The organism is Pandoraea commovens, assembly GCF_024704525.1.
Lineage (GTDB): Bacteria > Pseudomonadota > Gammaproteobacteria > Burkholderiales > Burkholderiaceae > Pandoraea > Pandoraea commovens.
In genome coordinates, this window is record NZ_CP102780.1 from 3,982,356 (window position 1) to 3,999,401 (window position 17,046).

Here is a 17,046-nt window from a genome sequence, read left to right on the forward strand (position 1 = left end):
AAATGCCCGTGAATCGGACGATGTAAGGCGCCCGATAAGGGATCTGACTCATGACAACGGACGTTTTGTCATAGAATTGTCGCCTACCGTTCACGGAATCGACATTGATGCTTTTTAAAGTACGTCGCAACGCGACCGTCACAAAAAGGGCTTTTATGCGCGACCTGCCGAACCCCACTATGCCGCTCTCTTCGCTGACCCCTACGTCGCGGAGGCGTCTTCCTCGCCCTGAAACGCCTGTCAAACCGAATCTGGCTGTGGCGTGGGCACGCGACGAAAGCGAGCTTCGTGAAGCGCAGCACCTGAGATATCAGGTCTTCGCGGAAGAAATGGGCGCGTCGGTCAAGGGTCCCGCAGGCCTCGACGTCGACGAATACGACCAATATTGCGACCACCTGATCGTGCGCGATCAGGATTCGCTCAAGGTCGTCGGCACCTATCGCGTATTGCCCCCCTCGCAAGCCAAACGCCTCGGCCGTCTGTACTCCGAAGGAGAGTTCGATCTCTCGCGGCTGGATCATCTGCGCCCGAAGATGCTCGAAACCGGTCGCTCGTGCGTGCACACGGACTACCGCAACGGCGCCGTCATCATGGCCCTGTGGAGCGGTCTGGCCGAGTACATGCTGCGCAACGGCCTCGAGACCATGCTCGGCTGCGCCAGCGTGCCGATGGCCGACGGTGGTCACTATGCCGCCAGCCTCTATCGCAAGCTGCAAGACACCTCGATGGCCCCGGCCGAGTACCACGCCGTACCCCGTATCGCGCTGCCGGTGGACGAGCTGCAATCGACCCTCGACGTCGAGCCGCCCGCCCTCGTCAAAGGCTACCTGCGCCTTGGCGCCCGCATCTGCGGCGCACCGGCCTGGGATCCTGACTTCAACACCGCAGACTTTCTCACGCTGTTCCGCCTGTCCGACATGAACCCGCGTTACGCGCGTCACTTCCTCGGACCGGAACTCGTCAGCAAACTCCAACAAGCCTGACCGGCACCGATCTCCCCCCAAGTATTTCGTCCCCGCTCAATACCCTGAGGGACAACAAAAAGCCCGGCAAAAGCCGGGCTTTTTTGTGGCCATCTACGCGCCCTGAACTGGGCGCACCGCAGGCGTCAGGCGTACACCACCTTGTAACGCATCCCGATCTTCTCCCACTCCTGGGCCTCGCGTTGCAGGCTGTAATCGGTCAGCGGATTGGCTTCGATCCATGCACGCGGCACGGAGACCTGGAAACCATCGTCGAGGCGTTCGACATCGATACTCTCCGGCAGCGCATCGGTACGGCGGCGACAGAACAGCACCGCGAGCCGCAGGCAGAACAGCAACTGCCAGTCGACCTGCTGGGCTTGCGACGCCAACTTGCCCAGCTTGCCGACATGCCCCAGCAGCAACTCGGCGAGCCGCGCCTGATCCGGACGCGAGAAACCCGGCATGTCGGCGTTACTGCCTATGTAAGCCGAATGCTTGTGATAGGCGCTGTGCGAGATCGACAGGCCCATCTCGTGCAGCGACGACGCCCAATTGAGCAACGCTTCGCCTTCCTCGCGTCCGTCGTCCTGCGCGTCATCGGAGGCGTCATCGACGACATCGAAATCGACCGGCAACTGACGGTACAGCGACACGGCCAGACGCCCCACTCGCTCCGCCTGCGCACGGTCCACGCCGTAACGGCGCACGAACTGCTCGACGGTCACAGCGCGCATGTCCTGATGCTGCGTACGGCCCAGCAAGTCGTACATCACGCCCAGACGCAGCGCGGCGTCCGTCGTCTCCATATGGTCGACTTCGAGTTCGTTGAAGACAGACAGCATGATGGACAGGCCGCCCGGCAGCACCGGAATACGATCCTGCTTGAGGCCCGCCAGTTTGAGACGGTTGGCGTTCTCCGCTTTGATGAGCGCGCGTTTCAACCGCTCAAGACCGCCACGCGTGAGGCCATGTACACCACCGTCGTTGAAGCCATTGGCTTCGAGCAACTCAGCCAGCGCCCGCGCCGTACCCGAAGAGCCGATGGCCTGCGACCAGCCAGCTTCGCGGAAAGCCGACGAAATGATCTGGATTTCGCGACGCGCGGCCAGCTCGGCCTGCTTCATCGCATACTCGTCGACGTTGCCGCTAGGGAAGAACTGACGGCTGTGGCTCACACAACCGATATAAAGACTCTCCATGATCAGCGGTTCGTAATCCTGGCCGATGATGAATTCCGTCGAGCCGCCGCCAATATCCACCACAAGACGATTGCCCGGGCACGTCGGCACTGAATGCGCCGCGCCCGCGTAAATCAGACGCGCTTCTTCGCGTCCGGCGATCACTTCGATTGGGAACCCAAGCGCCCGCTGCGCTTCGCCCAGAAAGTCCTGCGCGTTTTTGGCCACGCGCAACGTGTTCGTCGCGACCGCGCGCACCTGGTCAGGATGAAAACCACGCAGGCGCTCGCCGAAGCGTTTGAGCACGTCCCAGCCGCGTTGCTGCGACGGATGATCGAGATACTTCTCAGCGTTCAGGCCAGCGGCGAGTCGCACCGGTTCGCGCAGCGCATCGACCTGATAGATCTGAGTGCCGGCGGAAGTCTCCTCCACGCGACCGATGATCAGGCGAAAACTGTTCGAGCCGAGATCGACGGCCGCTAACAAGGGCGATGGGGTACTCATGTGAGGGTGCGCCTGAGCGAAGAATGCCGTAATGTCCGATGCTTAACTTTAAAAGCATGACGGCCACTCGACAAATAAATGACGAATAAGTTACAAATCGAATATGACACGTCGTTGACAAATGTGAATGTCATATAACTGTAACAATACGGATGAAGAATTCACGCCAATCCCATGTCTTTCGCACGTTCAATATGAATTACCCGCTGCTCAACCGAGAGCTGGGCATTCTCGCGTTTAACGAACGCGTGCTTGCCCAGGCGGCCGATCCGGCCACGCCACTGCTCGAGCGCCTGCGCTTTGTCTGTATCGTGAGTAGCAATCTGGATGAATTCTTCGAAATCCGCGTCGCCGGACTGAAGGAGCAGATGCGCGAGAATCCGGGCATGCTCACGCCGGACGGCATGACTTTTCAGCAAGTTTACACGCAAGTCTGCGCCCGGGCACAAGCGCTCGTCGAAAAGCAGTACGCCATGTTCGACAGCATCCTGCCGCTGCTCGAAGCCGAAGGCATCGCGTTCCACCCGTCCGGCCAATGGAACGACGCGCAGGTCGAATGGGCCCGCGACTACTTCATGCGTGAACTCGTGCCGGTGCTCACGCCCATCGGGCTGGACCCCGCCCACCCGTTCCCGCGTGTACTGAATAAGAGTCTGAACTTCGCCGTCGAACTCGAAGGCAAGGACGCTTTCGGCCGCGACGCCGAACTCGCCATCGTCCAGGCCCCGCGTGCCTTGCCCCGCCTCGTACCGATGCCGCCCGCGCTCGCTCCGCTGCCCAACAGCTTCGTGCTGCTCAGCTCGCTCATGCTGCGCTTTGCCAGCGAGCTGTTTCCGGGCCTCACCGCCAAGGGCTGCCACCAGTTCCGAGTCACGCGTAACAGCGACCTGTTCGTCGACGAAGACGAAATCACCAACCTTCGCACGGCGCTTCAGGGCGAACTCCCGGCCCGCCACCTCGGCGACGCCGTGCGCCTCGAAGTCGATGCCGGCGCCCCTGCCCGCCTCGTGCGCCGTCTTCAGACGGAATGCGGGCTCGCCGATTCGGACTGCTACCGCGTGAAGGGCCCCGTCAATCTCGTGCGGCTGATGCCGCTGCCCGAGATGGTCGACCGCCCGGACCTGAAGTTCGTGCCGTTCGTGCCTGCACTGCCCAAGCGCATGAGCGCGTCGCCTGCCATGTTCGATCTCATCGATCAGGGCGATCTGCTGCTGCACCATCCGTACGACAGCTTCCAGCCCGTGCTCGAATTGCTGCTGCAAGCCGCACGCGATCCCGACGTGGTGGCGATCAAGCAGACGATCTATCGCACCGGCAACGAGTCGTCGCTGATGGACGCCCTCATGGAAGCGGCCCGCAACGGCAAGGAAGTGACGGTCGTCGTGGAACTGCTGGCGCGCTTCGACGAAGAGACAAACATCAACTGGGCCGCACGGCTCGAAGCGGTAGGTGCGCACGTCGTCTATGGCGTGGTCGGCCACAAGTGCCACGCGAAGATGCTGCTCGTGGTGCGTCGCACGCGCCAGGGCAAGAAGACGTTCCTCAAGCGCTACGTCCACCTCGGCACAGGCAACTATCACCCACGTACCGCACGCTTGTACACGGACTTTGGCCTGATGACGGCCGACGAAGCGCTGTGCGCCGACGTGCACGTCGTTTTCCAGCAACTGACCGGCATCGGCCGTCAGACGCATCTGAACGGCCTCTGGCAGTCGCCGTTCACCATGCACACGCATCTGCTCGAAGCAATCCGCCGCGAGACGGAAGCGGCCGCTGCAGGCAAGAAGGCACGCATCATCGCGAAGATGAACGCGTTGCTGGAACCGACGATCATCGCCGAGCTGTACAAGGCGTCTCGTGCGGGCGTGAAGATCGACCTGATCGTGCGTGGCGTGTGTTCGCTGCGCGCCGGTGTGAAGGGATTGTCCGAAAACATCACCGTACGCTCAATTGTCGGACGCTTCCTCGAACACCATCGCATCTATTACTTCTATGCGAACGGCGACGAGCACGTGATGCTGTCCAGCGCCGACTGGATGGAGCGCAACTTCTTCCGTCGCGTGGAAGTGGCGTTCCCGGTGCGCGACAAGCGCCTGAAGGCCCGCGTGATTCGCGAGGGGCTGATGGTGCATCTGCGCGACAACGTGCTGTCGTGGCTGATGCGTCCAGACGGCAGCTACCTGCGCCGCCGTGCGGGCAAGACGCCGTACAACAGTCAGATGGTGCTCATGCAGGAGATCGCACAGCACGTGCAAACGGGTAACTAAGTCGACGGGCTTTGCACTCACCATTGAAAAAGGGGCCGAAAAAGCCCCTTCTTCATTTCAGCGACAAGTCACAGGTCAACCATTCACCGACGCATCCGACGGCGTATCGACCGGTGCGCGATGCACCACACGCGTCGGCGGGAAATGGATGGCGAACGTGCTGCCATGCCCTTCCTCGCTCGTCACGCGCAGATCGGCCTGATGGCGTGTGAGCACGTGCTTGACGATCGCCAGCCCGAGTCCGGTGCCGCCCGTATCGCGCGAACGGCTGCGGTCGATGCGATAGAAACGCTCGGTCAGGCGAGGAATGTGCTCGGCCGGAATGCCCAGCCCGGAGTCGATCACCGCGAAGCGAGCGCCGCCGTCGTCCGTCGGACCCCATTCGATGCGGATCTTGCCGCCCTGCGGCGTGTAACGCACGGCATTACTCACGAGGTTGCTGAACGCGCTATGCAACTCGCCTTCCGCACCGCGCAGATCGAGCCCCTCGGACCCCGTCACTTCGATCACGTGCTGACCTTGCGACAGGCCTTCGGCGTCGCCGCGCAGGGAACGCATCTGCATGCCCATGTCGATGCGGTCGTCCGAGGGCGGCTTGCCGCTGCCTTCGAGCTTCGCCAGCGTGAGCAGATCGTTCACGATGTTCTGCATGCGACCCGCCTGCTGACGCATGATTTCCACGTAGCGCTGGATCTCGTCCGGGGACAGCGGCAGTTCGCCCACCGTCTCGAGAAAGCCGGAAAGCACCGTGAGCGGCGTCTTCAGCTCGTGCGAGACGTTGGCCACGAAGTCACGGCGCATCGCGTCGGTGCGCTCAAGATCGGTCACGTCGAGCGAGATGATCAGCTTGCGATTGTCGCCGTAAGGAAATACCTGCATCGACAGCACGTTGTTGCGCTTCTCGCCCATGTGATGCATGAGCAGCGCTTCATCGTAGCGTTCGGACGACAGGTAATGCACAAAGGCCGGGGTGCGCAGGAGATGGGTGATCTGTTGACGCAGATCGCGCTTGGCGTCGATGCCGAAGTGCATCTCGGCAATCGCATTGCACCACTCGATCTGATTGTGCTCGTCGAGCATGATCACGCCGTTGGGCGATGCCTGGATCGCCTGAATGAAACGCGCGTGCTGTTGTTCCACCTGCTTGACCTGGTTATGCCAGCGCTTGGCCAGCTTGTGCAGCCGGTAATAGATTTCGCCCCACAACCCGAGAGCGCTCGGCACTTCCCCATAGACCGGGGCGTCGAGCAAACGCCAAAGGCGCTGGGCGTGATAGACGTTGAAGAAAAGCTGAATCACCAACAGGGCGACTGCGGTGACATAACCCACGCTTGCGCCAAAGAGCCAGCCGACGGCCACTGAAATGGCCGCTTGCAGGATCAGAAACGCCAGCGCACGGGCCCAGATGATATTCATAGACGATGCACAGGAATTTTGCCGCGCGTCGCCGGGAGGACGCGAGCGGCATGGGCACGGCAGCTTTCGACGGGGTCGACCGGCCGTGAGCCTGACCGGATCGCCCCGCCGCGTCAGACCGACTTCGTCAGTCGGTAGCCGCTGCCGCGTACGGTCTCGATCATAGCATCGTGGCCTGCCGGCTTGAGGGCAGCGCGAAGGCGCTTGATATGCACGTCCACCGTACGTTCTTCGACGAAAACGTGATCGCCCCACACCTGATCGAGCAACTGCGAGCGGCTGTGCACGCGCTCCGGGTGCGTCATGAAGAAGTGCAGCAGACGGAATTCCGTCGGGCCGAGGTCCAGCTTGATATCGCCGCTCGACTGGTGGCTCGTCACGCGATGCGTGGCCGGGTCCAGCTTCAAGCCGTTCACGCTCACCACGTCTTCGGTCAGCTGCGGCGCACGACGGCGCAGCACAGCCTTGATGCGCGCCATCAGTTCCTTCGGCGAGAACGGCTTGGTGACGTAGTCGTCCGCACCGATCTCGAGCCCCATCACTTTGTCTTGCTCTTCGCTGCGCGCAGTAAGCATGATGATGGGCACGTGCTTGGTGCGCTCGTTCGCACGCAGCTCACGCGCGAACGTCACGCCCGACTTGCCAGGCAGCATCCAGTCGAGCAGAACGAGATCCGGCAGGACGTCGCTGATCAACGTGAGCGCCTGCTCTGCGTTGTACGCCCGAATCGGATAGTGACCCGCGTGTTGCAAGTTAACGGAGATCAGCTCGGAAATCGCCGGCTCGTCTTCCACGATCAGAATGCTGCTAGGCATCGGTTCCTCTCAAACCTTCAGTAATGTCGGGCGGTCTTATTCGCCTCAATCCCTTATTCGCCTTGCACTTTGCGCTGCAAGTCTTCGCGCGAAATGTGCCGGACGTCGGTGCCCTTGACAATGTAAATGATGAATTCGGCGATGTTCTTCGCGTGATCGCCGATACGCTCGATAGCCTTGGCAATGAACAGGAAGTCCAGACCGGCGGAGATGGTCCGCGGATCTTCCATCATGTACGTCACCAATTTTCGCACGAAGCCACGGAATTCATTGTCGATGGCCTTGTCGTCACGCACGATCTCGGCGGCGGCCACGATGTCCAGCCGCGCGAACGCGTCGAGCGTACGGCGCAGCAGTTGCGCCGCCATCTCGCCCGAGAGCTTGATTTCGGCGAAATTCACGCTTTGCGCCGCGCCGTCTTCCAGCAGGTGACGGGTACGTTTGGCGATCTTCTCGGCCTCGTCGCCAGCGCGTTCAAGGTTGGTGATCGTCTTCGAAATCGACAGCAGCAGACGCAGGTCACGCGCAGTCGGCTGGCGACGGGCGATGATCTTGCTGCACTCCTCGTCGATCTCGACTTCCAGAGTGTTCAGACGATGCTCGTTCGAGATCACTTCGTCGACCAGCGTGCGGTCGAACGTGTTCAGGCCCTGCATCGCCGTGACGATCTGGGATTCGACCAGGCCGCCCATTTCGAGGACGCGCGAGCAAACCTGATTCAGGTCGGTATCGAACTGGCTGGAAAGGTGTTTATCGTTCATGTCGCGGGTTTCCTCGTGGCATCAACCGAAACGGCCGGTGATGTAGTCTTCGGTCTCTTTGCGGTCCGGCTTGATGAAGATCTTTTCGGTCTCGCCGAATTCGATCAGTTCGCCCAGGTACATATACGCCGTGAAGTCCGAGCAACGTGCGGCCTGCTGCATGTTGTGGGTCACGATCACGACCGTGTAGTCGTCCTTGAGTTCGGCGATCAGTTCTTCGATGCGGCCCGTGGAAATCGGGTCGAGTGCCGAGCACGGTTCGTCGAGCAGCAGCACTTCCGGACGAATCGCGATACCGCGTGCGATACACAGACGCTGCTGCTGACCGCCCGACAGGCCGTAGCCCGACTGTTGCAGCTTGTCCTTCACTTCGCTCCACAGCGCGGCCTTCGTCAGGGCCCACTCCACGCGATCGTCCATTTCCGAGCGCGAGAGCTTTTCGAACAGGCGCACACCGAACGCAATGTTGTCGTAGATCGACATCGGGAACGGCGTCGGCTTCTGGAACACCATGCCGACCTTGGCGCGCAGCAGCGCGATGTCTTGCTTGGCGGTCAGCAGGTTCTCACCGTCCATGTTGATCTCGCCCTCGGCGCGTTGCTCCGGGTAGAGGGCGTACATCTTGTTGAACGTGCGCAGCAGGGTCGACTTGCCGCAACCCGACGGGCCGATGAAGGCCGTCACCTTACGGTCGGGAATGCGCAGGTTAATGTTCTTGAGCGCGTGGTACTTGTCGTAGAAGAAGTTCAGGTTCTTGACTTCGATCTTCGAGGGCAGCTTGATTTCTTGAGTCGGGTTCGTCATGGTCTGTCTCAACCGTCAGGTATGCGTTGGTCGTCGCGTTATGGTCGCGTGGTGTCGTTCGAAGTTGCCGATTACTTCTTGGCGAACAACGTACGCGCCAGAATGTTCAGGAACAGCACCCCGAGGGTGATGATGAATACGCCCGCCCAGGCGAGCGATTGCCATTCGGCAAACGGGCTCATGGCAAATTTGAAGATGGTGACCGGCAGGTTGGCCATCGGCTGGTTCAGGTTCATCGACCAGAATTGGTTCGACAGGGCCGTGAACAGCAGCGGTGCTGTCTCACCCGCGATACGCGCCACGGCCAGCAACACGCCCGTCACGATACCGGCGATGGACGCCTTCAGCGTGATCTTTACGATGATTCGCCACTTCGGCGTGCCCAGTGCGAAGGCCGCTTCACGCAGGTTGTTCGGCACCAGCTTGAGCATGTTCTCCGTGGTACGGATCACGATCGGAATTTGCAACAGCGCGAGCGAGATGATGCCGGCCCAGGCCGAGAAGTGGCCCATCTGCGCGACCACCAGTGCGTAGACGAACAGGCCGATCACGATCGACGGGGCCGACAGCAGAATGTCGTTGATGAAACGCGTAATGCTCGCGAGCCACGACTTCTGACCGTACTCCGCCAGATACACACCGGCCAGAATGCCCAGCGGCGTGCCGACCAGCGTTGCAACCCCCACCATCACCAGACTGCCTGCGATGGCGTTGGCGAGACCGCCACCGGCCGTGTTCGGCGGGGGCGTCATTTCGGTGAACAGCGACAGCGACAGGCCGCCGATGCCCAGCGAAAGCGTGGTGTAGAGGATCCACAGCAGCCAGATCAGACCGAAGGCCATGGCCGCAAGCGACATGGCGATCGCGAACATGTTCTTGCGGCGGCGATACGCTTGCAGACGCACGCGGGTGAAGGCGTCGGTGGGCTTCACGGCGGGCGTTTCCAATTCGAGCGCTTGTTGGGTCATCATTATTTACCTTCGCTTTTCTCGAGGCGCAGCAACATCAGTTTGGACAGCGCCAGCACCACAAAGGTGATGAAGAACAGGATCAGGCCGAGTTCCATCAGTGCAGCCGTATGCAGCCCCGGACCCGCTTCGGCGAACTCGTTGGCGAGTGCCGAAGTAATGCTGTTACCCGGCGAGAACAGCGAAATGTTGTCGAGCAGGTTCGTGTTACCGATCACGAACGTGACCGCCATCGTCTCGCCAAGCGCGCGGCCAAGACCCAGCATCACGCCACCGATCACACCCGTCTTCGTGAAGGGCAGCACCACGCGCCACATCACTTCCCAGGTCGTGCAACCGATGCCGTAAGCCGACTCCTTGAGCAGCACGGGCGTGACTTCGAACACGTCGCGCATGACAGAGGCGATGTACGGAATGATCATGATCGCGAGGATCACGCCGGCGGGCAGAATACCGATACCGAGCGGCGGGCCCTGAAACAGTGCGCCGATGATCGGCACACCGCCGAGCAGCGCGCCCAGCGGCTTCTGGAAGTACTGGCTGAAGATCGGGGCGAAGACCAGCAGGCCCCACATCCCGTAGACGATACTCGGGATCGCAGCCAGCAGCTCGATGGCGGTGCCCAGCGGGCGACGCAGCCACACGGGCGAGAGTTCAGTCAAAAACAGGGCGATGCCGAAGCTGACCGGCACCGCGATAATCAGGGCGATGACCGACGTGATGATCGTGCCGTAGATGGGCACGAGCGCGCCGAATTGTTCTGCGGGAGGATCCCATTCCTTCGTCCACAGAAAGGCGAAGCCAAACTTCTCGATCGACGGCAGTGCGCTGACGATCAGCGACACGATAATGCCACCGAGCAGGAGCAGCGTAATGACGGCGGCGGCGCGGGTGAGCAGCGCGAAGAGAAAATCGCCCAGGGAAGACGGAGCGCGCTGCGCGCCCGATGATGCGAGGGGGCTGGTGGCTTCTGCCATGATGTCGTCTCAGCGTGAGCGCGCCGCCAGCCGTTGCCAGATATCGATTCGGGCTTCGGAACAGGCGGCGCGGATATTGCCGGTTTCGAGGTGCCGGGCAACGCTACGTTGCATCGCCCGGTGCCTCATGCAAAGCGTTTTAGACGCCAGCCTTGGAGGCCGACTCGGCAACCTTCGCCTTCCAGCCAGCACGGATTTGCTTCAGGACGTCTTCCGGCAGCGAGATGTAGTCGAGTTCCTGAGCCGTCTGGGCGCCGTTCTTGAACGACCAGTCGAAGAACTTCAGCACGTCGGCGCTTTGCGCTTCCTTGCCAGCGTCAGCCTTCTGGTGAACCAGCACGAACGTGGCAGCCACGATCGGCCACGAATCCGCACCCTTTTCGTTCGTCAGGATCTGATAGAACGTCTTCGACCATTCGGCCTTGCCAGCGGCAGCGGCGAACGTCTTGGCGGTCGGCTCAACGGTCTTGCCGTCGGCGTTCGTCAGGGCCGTGTACGTCAGCTTGTTCTGCTTGGCGTAGGCCGATTCCACGTAGCCGATCGCGCCCGGCAGACGTTGCACGAAGGCGGCGACGCCATCGTTACCCTTGCCGCCCGTACCCGTCGGCCAGTTGACCGTGGTGCCTTCGCCGACCTTGCTCTTCCACTCGGCGTTGACCTTCGACAGGTAGTTCGTGAACACGAAGCTGGTGCCCGAACCGTCGGCGCGGCGAACCACGGCGATGTCGGTATCCGGCAGCTTGGCCTTCGGGTTCAGCTTGGCGATGGCCGGATCGTTCCACTTCTTGATCTTGCCCAGGTAGATGTCGCCCAGCACTTCGCCCGACAGGACGAGTTCGCCAGCCTTCACGCCCGGAACGTTGATCACCGGCACGATGCCGCCGACGACCGTCGGGAACTGGAACAGGCCTTGCTTGGCGAGTTCTTCATCGGTCAGCGGGGCGTCCGAACCGGCGAAATCGACGGTCTTGGCCTGGATCTGCTTGATGCCGCCCGACGAACCGATGCCCTGGTAGTTGACCTTGTTCTGGGTCGACTTCTGATAGGCGTCAGCCCACTTGGTGTAGATCGGTGCGGCAAACGTGCTGCCTGCGCCCGTAATCTCGCCCGCAATCGCGCCAGCGGCGAACAGAACGCCAGCCAGGCCGGCAATCGCAGTCTTCATCAGCTTCATGGATCTCTCCGAGTTGGTGTGGTACAGCGTGTGGATGGCTCGAAGAATAGATTCCGAATGTGACAGTAATGTGTCATTTTCGAAAGCTCACAATACCAATGTCACGGAGCCGTCCCGGAATCGTCACATTGCATGCGGATTCCGGCGTTCATGACAATTTTGCGAAGATCGTTGATTGGCGCGGGTTTCGGAGGATTTCCAATGAAAATCAGGCAGTCGGAAACCCTTATTTTCAGCCTATGTCAGCGCCGTGACAGTGACGGATCGGTGTCGGAAATGGTCTGACGAATCTCAGGCAGTTGTCACAAATGTGAACGTCGACCGCTCAGATTGCCATGATGGTAGGGAGCCTGCGGAGGAAACCCAAGGAGGTGCGCAGTGCGTTCGCGCGGGGAGGCTTCAGGAAGGCAGGCGACGCCGCTGAGGGCGTCGCCTGAGGGCAATTACTGCACTTATTACGGCAATTACGCGGCCGTTTTGACGACGTTCGCCAGTTGCTGAGCGAAGGCCGACGCCTGCGACTCGTCGCGCGCTTCGACCATCACGCGCAACACCGGCTCGGTGCCCGAGGCGCGGATAAGCACTCGCCCCGCATCGCCCAGCGTTGCCTCGATGGCCTCGCGCTCGGCGCTCAGACGGGTATCGGCCTGCCAGTCGTAACCGGCCGGCGTACGCACGTTGATCATATGTTGCGGGAACAGACGCACACCTTCGAGCAACTTGGCCAGCGGCTTGTTGTCCGCGCGGCGAATCGCGGCCAGCACCTGAAGTGCCGAGACGATGCCGTCGCCCGTGGTGTGCTTGTCGAGACACAGAATGTGTCCCGAGCCCTCTGCGCCGATCTGCCAGCCGTGCTTGTACAACTGCTCCAGCACGTAGCGGTCACCCACCTTTGCACGCACGAACGGCACACCCAAGCCCTTGAGCGCCACTTCGACCGCCATATTGGTCATGAGCGTGCCGACCGCACCGGCCACGCCACCGTTCTCCAGCCGGTCCTTGACGAGCAGATACAGCAGTTCGTCGCCGTTAAAAAGACGCCCTGCGCTGTCGACGATCTGAAGGCGATCGGCGTCACCGTCGAGCGCCACACCCAGATCGGCGTGGTTGGCGCGCACGGCGCGCATGAGTGCATCCGGCGCGGTCGCACCGCAGTCTTCGTTGATGTTGAAGCCATTCGGCTGATTGCCGATGGCAATGACCTCGGCGCCCAGTTCGTGGAACACGTGCGGGGCGATGTGATACGCCGCGCCATTGGCGCAGTCGACCACGATCTTCATGCCGCGCAGGTCGAAGTCGTTCGGGAAGGTGCTCTTGCAGAACTCGATGTAGCGGCCTGCGGCGTCATCCAGACGGCGCGCCTTGCCGAGCTGCTCGGAGCGCACGCAGGTCATCGGATTATCGAGTTCGGCTTCGATGGCCAGTTCGGTCTGATCCGGCAGCTTGTTGCCGTCTGCGGAGAAGAACTTGATGCCGTTATCGTGATACGGGTTGTGCGATGCGCTGATCACCACGCCCGCGGCCAGACGCAGCGCACGCGTGAGATAAGCGACGGCGGGCGTGGGCATCGGCCCGGCCAGCATGGTATCGACGCCTGCGGCGGCAAAACCGGCTTCGAGCGCCGCTTCGAGCATGTAGCCCGAGACACGCGTGTCCTTGCCGATCAATACCGTGGGGCGGCCTGTGGACTGATTACCCGCGAGCACGCGTCCGGCGGCGTAGCCCAAGCGCAGTACGAACTCCGGCGTAATCGGGCTCTCACCTACCGTGCCGCGAATCCCATCGGTCCCAAAATAGCGTCGTTTCATCGTTGCATCGTTCCCAGTTGACGCGTCGCGCCGGTTGACTCTTCAGGCGTGCGCGTCATTCGTTATTTGTAGCGGCTTTTTTGCTGCGTATGTCGCGTATGCGGTTTGCACACTTACTCGGCATCGCGCACGGCTTGCCAGACCTTGAGCGCATCGACCGTCTCGGCGACGTCGTGCACGCGCACGATCGCAGCGCCCCGTTGCGCTGCGCAGATCGCCGCCGCAACGCTCGCCACGCGGCGCTCCTGCGGTGTCTGACGTCCGGTGATTTCACCCAGCATCCGCTTGCGCGACATACCGACGAGTAAGGGCAAACCGTCACGCGACAGCACGCGCAAATGTTTGAGCAAGGCGAGATTATGGGCGAGATTCTTGCCAAAACCGAATCCCGGGTCCAGATAGAGACGCGTCGGCGCAACACCGGCGGCAAGCATCGCATCGACACGGCCATCGAGGAAGGCCGCGACCTCGGTCACCACGTCCGTATAGATCGGGGCATCCTGCATCGTCTTCGGGTCGTGCAGCATGTGCATGACGCACAGGGCGGCCTCGCTGTCGCGCACGGCCTCGAGCGCGCCCGGCTGCTGGAAGCCCCAGATATCGTTGATCATGTCCGCCCCGGCGGCCAGGACTGCGCGCATCACGCCGGGCTTGTAGGTGTCGATGGACAGCGGCACGCCGCAATCGCGCAACGCTTCGACAATAGGCACAACGCGTTCGAGCTCCGCGTCTTCCGGCAACGCCTCTGCGCCCGGACGAGTGGATTCGCCACCGATGTCGAGAATGTCGACGCCGTCGGCAATCAGTTGCTCTGCGTGGCGCAGTGCGGCGTCGCGCGCCACGAACTTGCCGCCGTCGGAGAACGAGTCGGGCGTGACGTTCAGGATGCCCATGACGTGAACGCGGCGCGCGTCGAGCCGGAAGCGCGGCCCCAGCGCCAGCGTGTCGGGTTTGACGGGCACCTCGGACGCGCTCGCCGGAAGGACGATGTCGTCGGTCACGCTTTGTGTGTCAGGAACGCCCGTATGCGCTGCCTGCGCGGACGAAGAAAGGGATTGCGACTGCTCGGTGGACATTCGGAAGCTCGTAGCTCAATAAAACCCATATCGCGGCCCGTACGACTGAAGTGCGGGTCGGGCCGACGCGCCCGGTGTACCGGACGCCCCATATGGCCGTAATGTTACCGGATTCGACTGTCACATCGACGACGGAAACACTCGGTAACAACGAAATCCACGTTCGTGAAACGCCCGAGAAATGCTGGCTAAGGCGTTGCTCTTCGCCCGATATTCCGGCCTTTGCTCGCGCCGAGCGCCCAAAACGTCGCCCGAAGTCTTCGGCTTTCGCGTCGGAAATGCAAAAAGGCCGGCGAAGTGCCGGCCTTTCTGGGAGACAGTCTTTCGACTGCCAGGGCGTCCGTCAGACGGTCGCCGGGGTGTTGCTGGGCTTGAGCGGCGGGTTGCCACCCGAAGCACCGCCGTTCGACTGGCCACCCTTCGGCGGACGCGGCGGGCGGTCTTCCATGATGTCGCCAATCTGCTCGCCGTCGATCGTTTCCCATTCCATCAGGGCTTCGGTCATCGACTCGACCTTCGAGCGGTTGTCTTCCAGCAGCTTCTTCGCCAGCGCGTATTGCTCGTCCAGAATGCGGCGAACTTCCGTGTCGACCTTCTGTTGCGTCGCTTCAGACACCGACTTGGCGGACATCCGGCCGAACATCGAATCCTGCTCGGTATCGACATAGACCATCGGGCCCAGGGCGTCCGACATACCGTAGCGGGTCACCATGTCGCGCGCCAGCTTGGTCGCACGCTCGAAGTCGTTCGAAGCGCCCGTCGACATCTTATTGATGAACACTTCTTCTGCTGCACGGCCGCCAAACAGAATGGCGATCTGCGTGAGCATCGTGTCGCGGTACTCCGAGTACTTGTCGTGCTCCGGCAACTGCATCGTCAGACCCAGCGCCCAGCCACGCGGAATGATCGTGACCTTGTGCACCGGATCGGCACCCGGCAGCAGCATGGCGACCACCGCATGCCCCGACTCGTGGTAAGCCGTGGCTCGGCGCTCTTCGTCGCGCATCACAGCCGACTTGCGCTCCGGACCCATGAAGATCTTGTCCTTCGCGTCTTCGAAGTCCAGCATCTCGACGATGCGCTTGTTACGGCGCGCGGCGAACAGTGCGGCTTCGTTCACGAGGTTAGCCAGATCGGCACCCGACATACCCGGCGTACCGCGGGCGATCACCGATGCATCGACGTCGTTCGCGATCGGCACCTTGCGCAGGTGCACCTTCAGGATCTGCTCGCGGCCACGGATATCCGGCAGACCGACGTAGACCTGACGGTCGAAACGGCCCGGACGCAGCAACGCCTTGTCCAGCACGTCCGAACGGTTCGTCGCGGCGATCACGATCACGCCCGAATTCGCTTCGAAGCCGTCCATCTCGACCAGCATCTGGTTCAGCGTCTGTTCGCGTTCGTCGTTACCGCCGCCCATGCCAGCGCCGCGATGGCGACCGACCGCGTCGATTTCGTCGATGAACACGATACAGGGCGATTGCTTCTTCGCGTTTTCGAACATGTCACGGACACGGGCAGCGCCCACGCCGACGAACATTTCCACGAAGTCCGAGCCCGAGATGCTGAAGAACGGCACCTTGGCTTCACCGGCGATGGCACGAGCCAGCAGCGTCTTACCGGTTCCCGGCGGGCCGACCAGCAGCACACCGCGCGGAATACGTCCGCCCAGTTTCTGGAACTTTTGGGGATCTTTCAGGAAGTCGACCAGTTCGCCGACTTCGTACTTGGCTTCGTCGCAGCCTGCGACGTCGGCAAAGGTGACCGGATTGGCATTCTCGTCGATGAGGCGCGCGCGGGATTTGCCGAAGGAGAAGGCACCGCCCTTACCCCCGCCCTGCATCTGTCGCATCATGTAGAACCAGAAGCCGATGATCAGCAACGTAGGTCCGAGGTAATACAGCGCGGACATGAGCACGTTCGGTTCGTCGTCGGCCTTACCCGAGACCTGAACGCCGTACTTCATGAGATCGCCGACCATCCAGATGTCGCCGGGCGACACGATGGTGTACTTCTGGCCGTCGCTAGGCGTCACCTGAAGACTGCGGCCCTGCACCACCACGTTCTTGATCTTGCCATTCTTGGCATCGTCCATGAACTGGGAGTACGTCACGCCCTCCTGGACGTGCGGCTTGTCGAACTGTTTAAAAACAGTAAACAAGACCAGCGCGATGACTAACCACACCGCCGCTTTGGAAAACATATTATTGTTCAAAGCGTTGCTCCTTCATGAAATCGCTTCGCGCCAGGAATTCATTCTAATCCACTCGCAGGCGCACCGCTATAGTGATTCTCTACCGCCACCATAGCGCCAGTGCGCTGTATTGACG

13 protein-coding genes are annotated in these 17,046 nt (G+C 61.5%); 2 read left to right on the forward strand and 11 right to left on the reverse strand.

The features are described 5' to 3' along the window. Positions 1 to 155 precede the first annotated feature (155 nt). Positions 156 to 983, forward strand: a complete 828-nt coding sequence (locus NTU39_RS18020; protein WP_150578130.1) for a GNAT family N-acetyltransferase — start codon at positions 156 to 158, stop codon at positions 981 to 983. 125 nt (positions 984 to 1,108) lie between these two features. On the opposite strand, the gene ppx is transcribed toward NTU39_RS18020, so the two are convergent. Further along, on the reverse strand, positions 1,109 to 2,647 hold the full coding sequence (gene ppx / locus NTU39_RS18025; RefSeq protein WP_150663402.1) for an exopolyphosphatase: 1,539 nt from the start codon (positions 2,645 to 2,647) through the stop codon (positions 1,109 to 1,111). 152 nt (positions 2,648 to 2,799) lie between these two features. On the opposite strand from ppx, the gene ppk1 reads away from it, so the two are divergent. Continuing rightward, on the forward strand, positions 2,800 to 4,914 hold the full coding sequence (gene ppk1 / locus NTU39_RS18030; protein ID WP_233326380.1) for a polyphosphate kinase 1: 2,115 nt from the start codon (positions 2,800 to 2,802) through the stop codon (positions 4,912 to 4,914). Positions 4,915 to 4,989: 75 nt separating this feature from the next. On the opposite strand, the gene phoR is transcribed toward ppk1, so the two are convergent. The 10 genes from phoR to ftsH form a co-directional block, all read right to left on the reverse strand. Continuing rightward, positions 4,990 to 6,330: a phosphate regulon sensor histidine kinase PhoR gene (gene phoR, locus NTU39_RS18035; protein WP_150663404.1), complete on the reverse strand. Its 1,341-nt coding sequence runs from the start codon at positions 6,328 to 6,330 to the stop codon at positions 4,990 to 4,992. A 113-nt stretch (positions 6,331 to 6,443) separates the two neighbouring features. Next, entirely contained in the window at positions 6,444 to 7,145 is a 702-nt protein-coding gene (phoB, locus tag NTU39_RS18040; RefSeq protein WP_010805263.1) for a phosphate regulon transcriptional regulator PhoB, read from the reverse strand. A gap of 53 nt (positions 7,146 to 7,198) precedes the next feature. Next, positions 7,199 to 7,906, reverse strand: coding sequence for a phosphate signaling complex protein PhoU (phoU, locus tag NTU39_RS18045; protein ID WP_039397160.1), 708 nt, complete (start codon positions 7,904 to 7,906; stop codon positions 7,199 to 7,201). A gap of 21 nt (positions 7,907 to 7,927) precedes the next feature. Beyond that, the gene (gene pstB / locus NTU39_RS18050) at positions 7,928 to 8,710 is read right to left on the reverse strand and encodes a phosphate ABC transporter ATP-binding protein PstB (RefSeq protein ID WP_039397158.1); all 783 of its coding nucleotides are present in this window, start codon (positions 8,708 to 8,710) and stop codon (positions 7,928 to 7,930) included. A 71-nt stretch (positions 8,711 to 8,781) separates the two neighbouring features. Further along, entirely contained in the window at positions 8,782 to 9,678 is an 897-nt protein-coding gene (pstA, locus tag NTU39_RS18055) for a phosphate ABC transporter permease PstA (protein ID WP_150663537.1), read from the reverse strand. A 2-nt stretch (positions 9,679 to 9,680) separates the two neighbouring features. After that, positions 9,681 to 10,655, reverse strand: coding sequence for a phosphate ABC transporter permease PstC (gene pstC, locus NTU39_RS18060; protein WP_150663405.1), 975 nt, complete (start codon positions 10,653 to 10,655; stop codon positions 9,681 to 9,683). Between the two features lie 139 nt (positions 10,656 to 10,794). Next, positions 10,795 to 11,829, reverse strand: coding sequence for a phosphate ABC transporter substrate-binding protein PstS (pstS, locus tag NTU39_RS18065; protein WP_150578124.1), 1,035 nt, complete (start codon positions 11,827 to 11,829; stop codon positions 10,795 to 10,797). A 464-nt stretch (positions 11,830 to 12,293) separates the two neighbouring features. Beyond that, positions 12,294 to 13,637 (reverse strand): phosphoglucosamine mutase, encoded by a 1,344-nt coding sequence (glmM, locus tag NTU39_RS18070; RefSeq protein WP_150663406.1) that lies wholly within the window; start codon positions 13,635 to 13,637, stop codon positions 12,294 to 12,296. A gap of 113 nt (positions 13,638 to 13,750) precedes the next feature. After that, a complete protein-coding gene (gene folP / locus NTU39_RS18075; RefSeq protein ID WP_246184482.1) occupies positions 13,751 to 14,530 on the reverse strand; it encodes a dihydropteroate synthase in 780 nt (259 codons plus the stop codon). A 526-nt stretch (positions 14,531 to 15,056) separates the two neighbouring features. Next, complete coding sequence (gene ftsH, locus NTU39_RS18080; protein WP_150663407.1) at positions 15,057 to 16,931, reverse strand: ATP-dependent zinc metalloprotease FtsH; 1,875 nt, start codon at positions 16,929 to 16,931, stop codon at positions 15,057 to 15,059. Positions 16,932 to 17,046 lie beyond the last annotated feature (115 nt).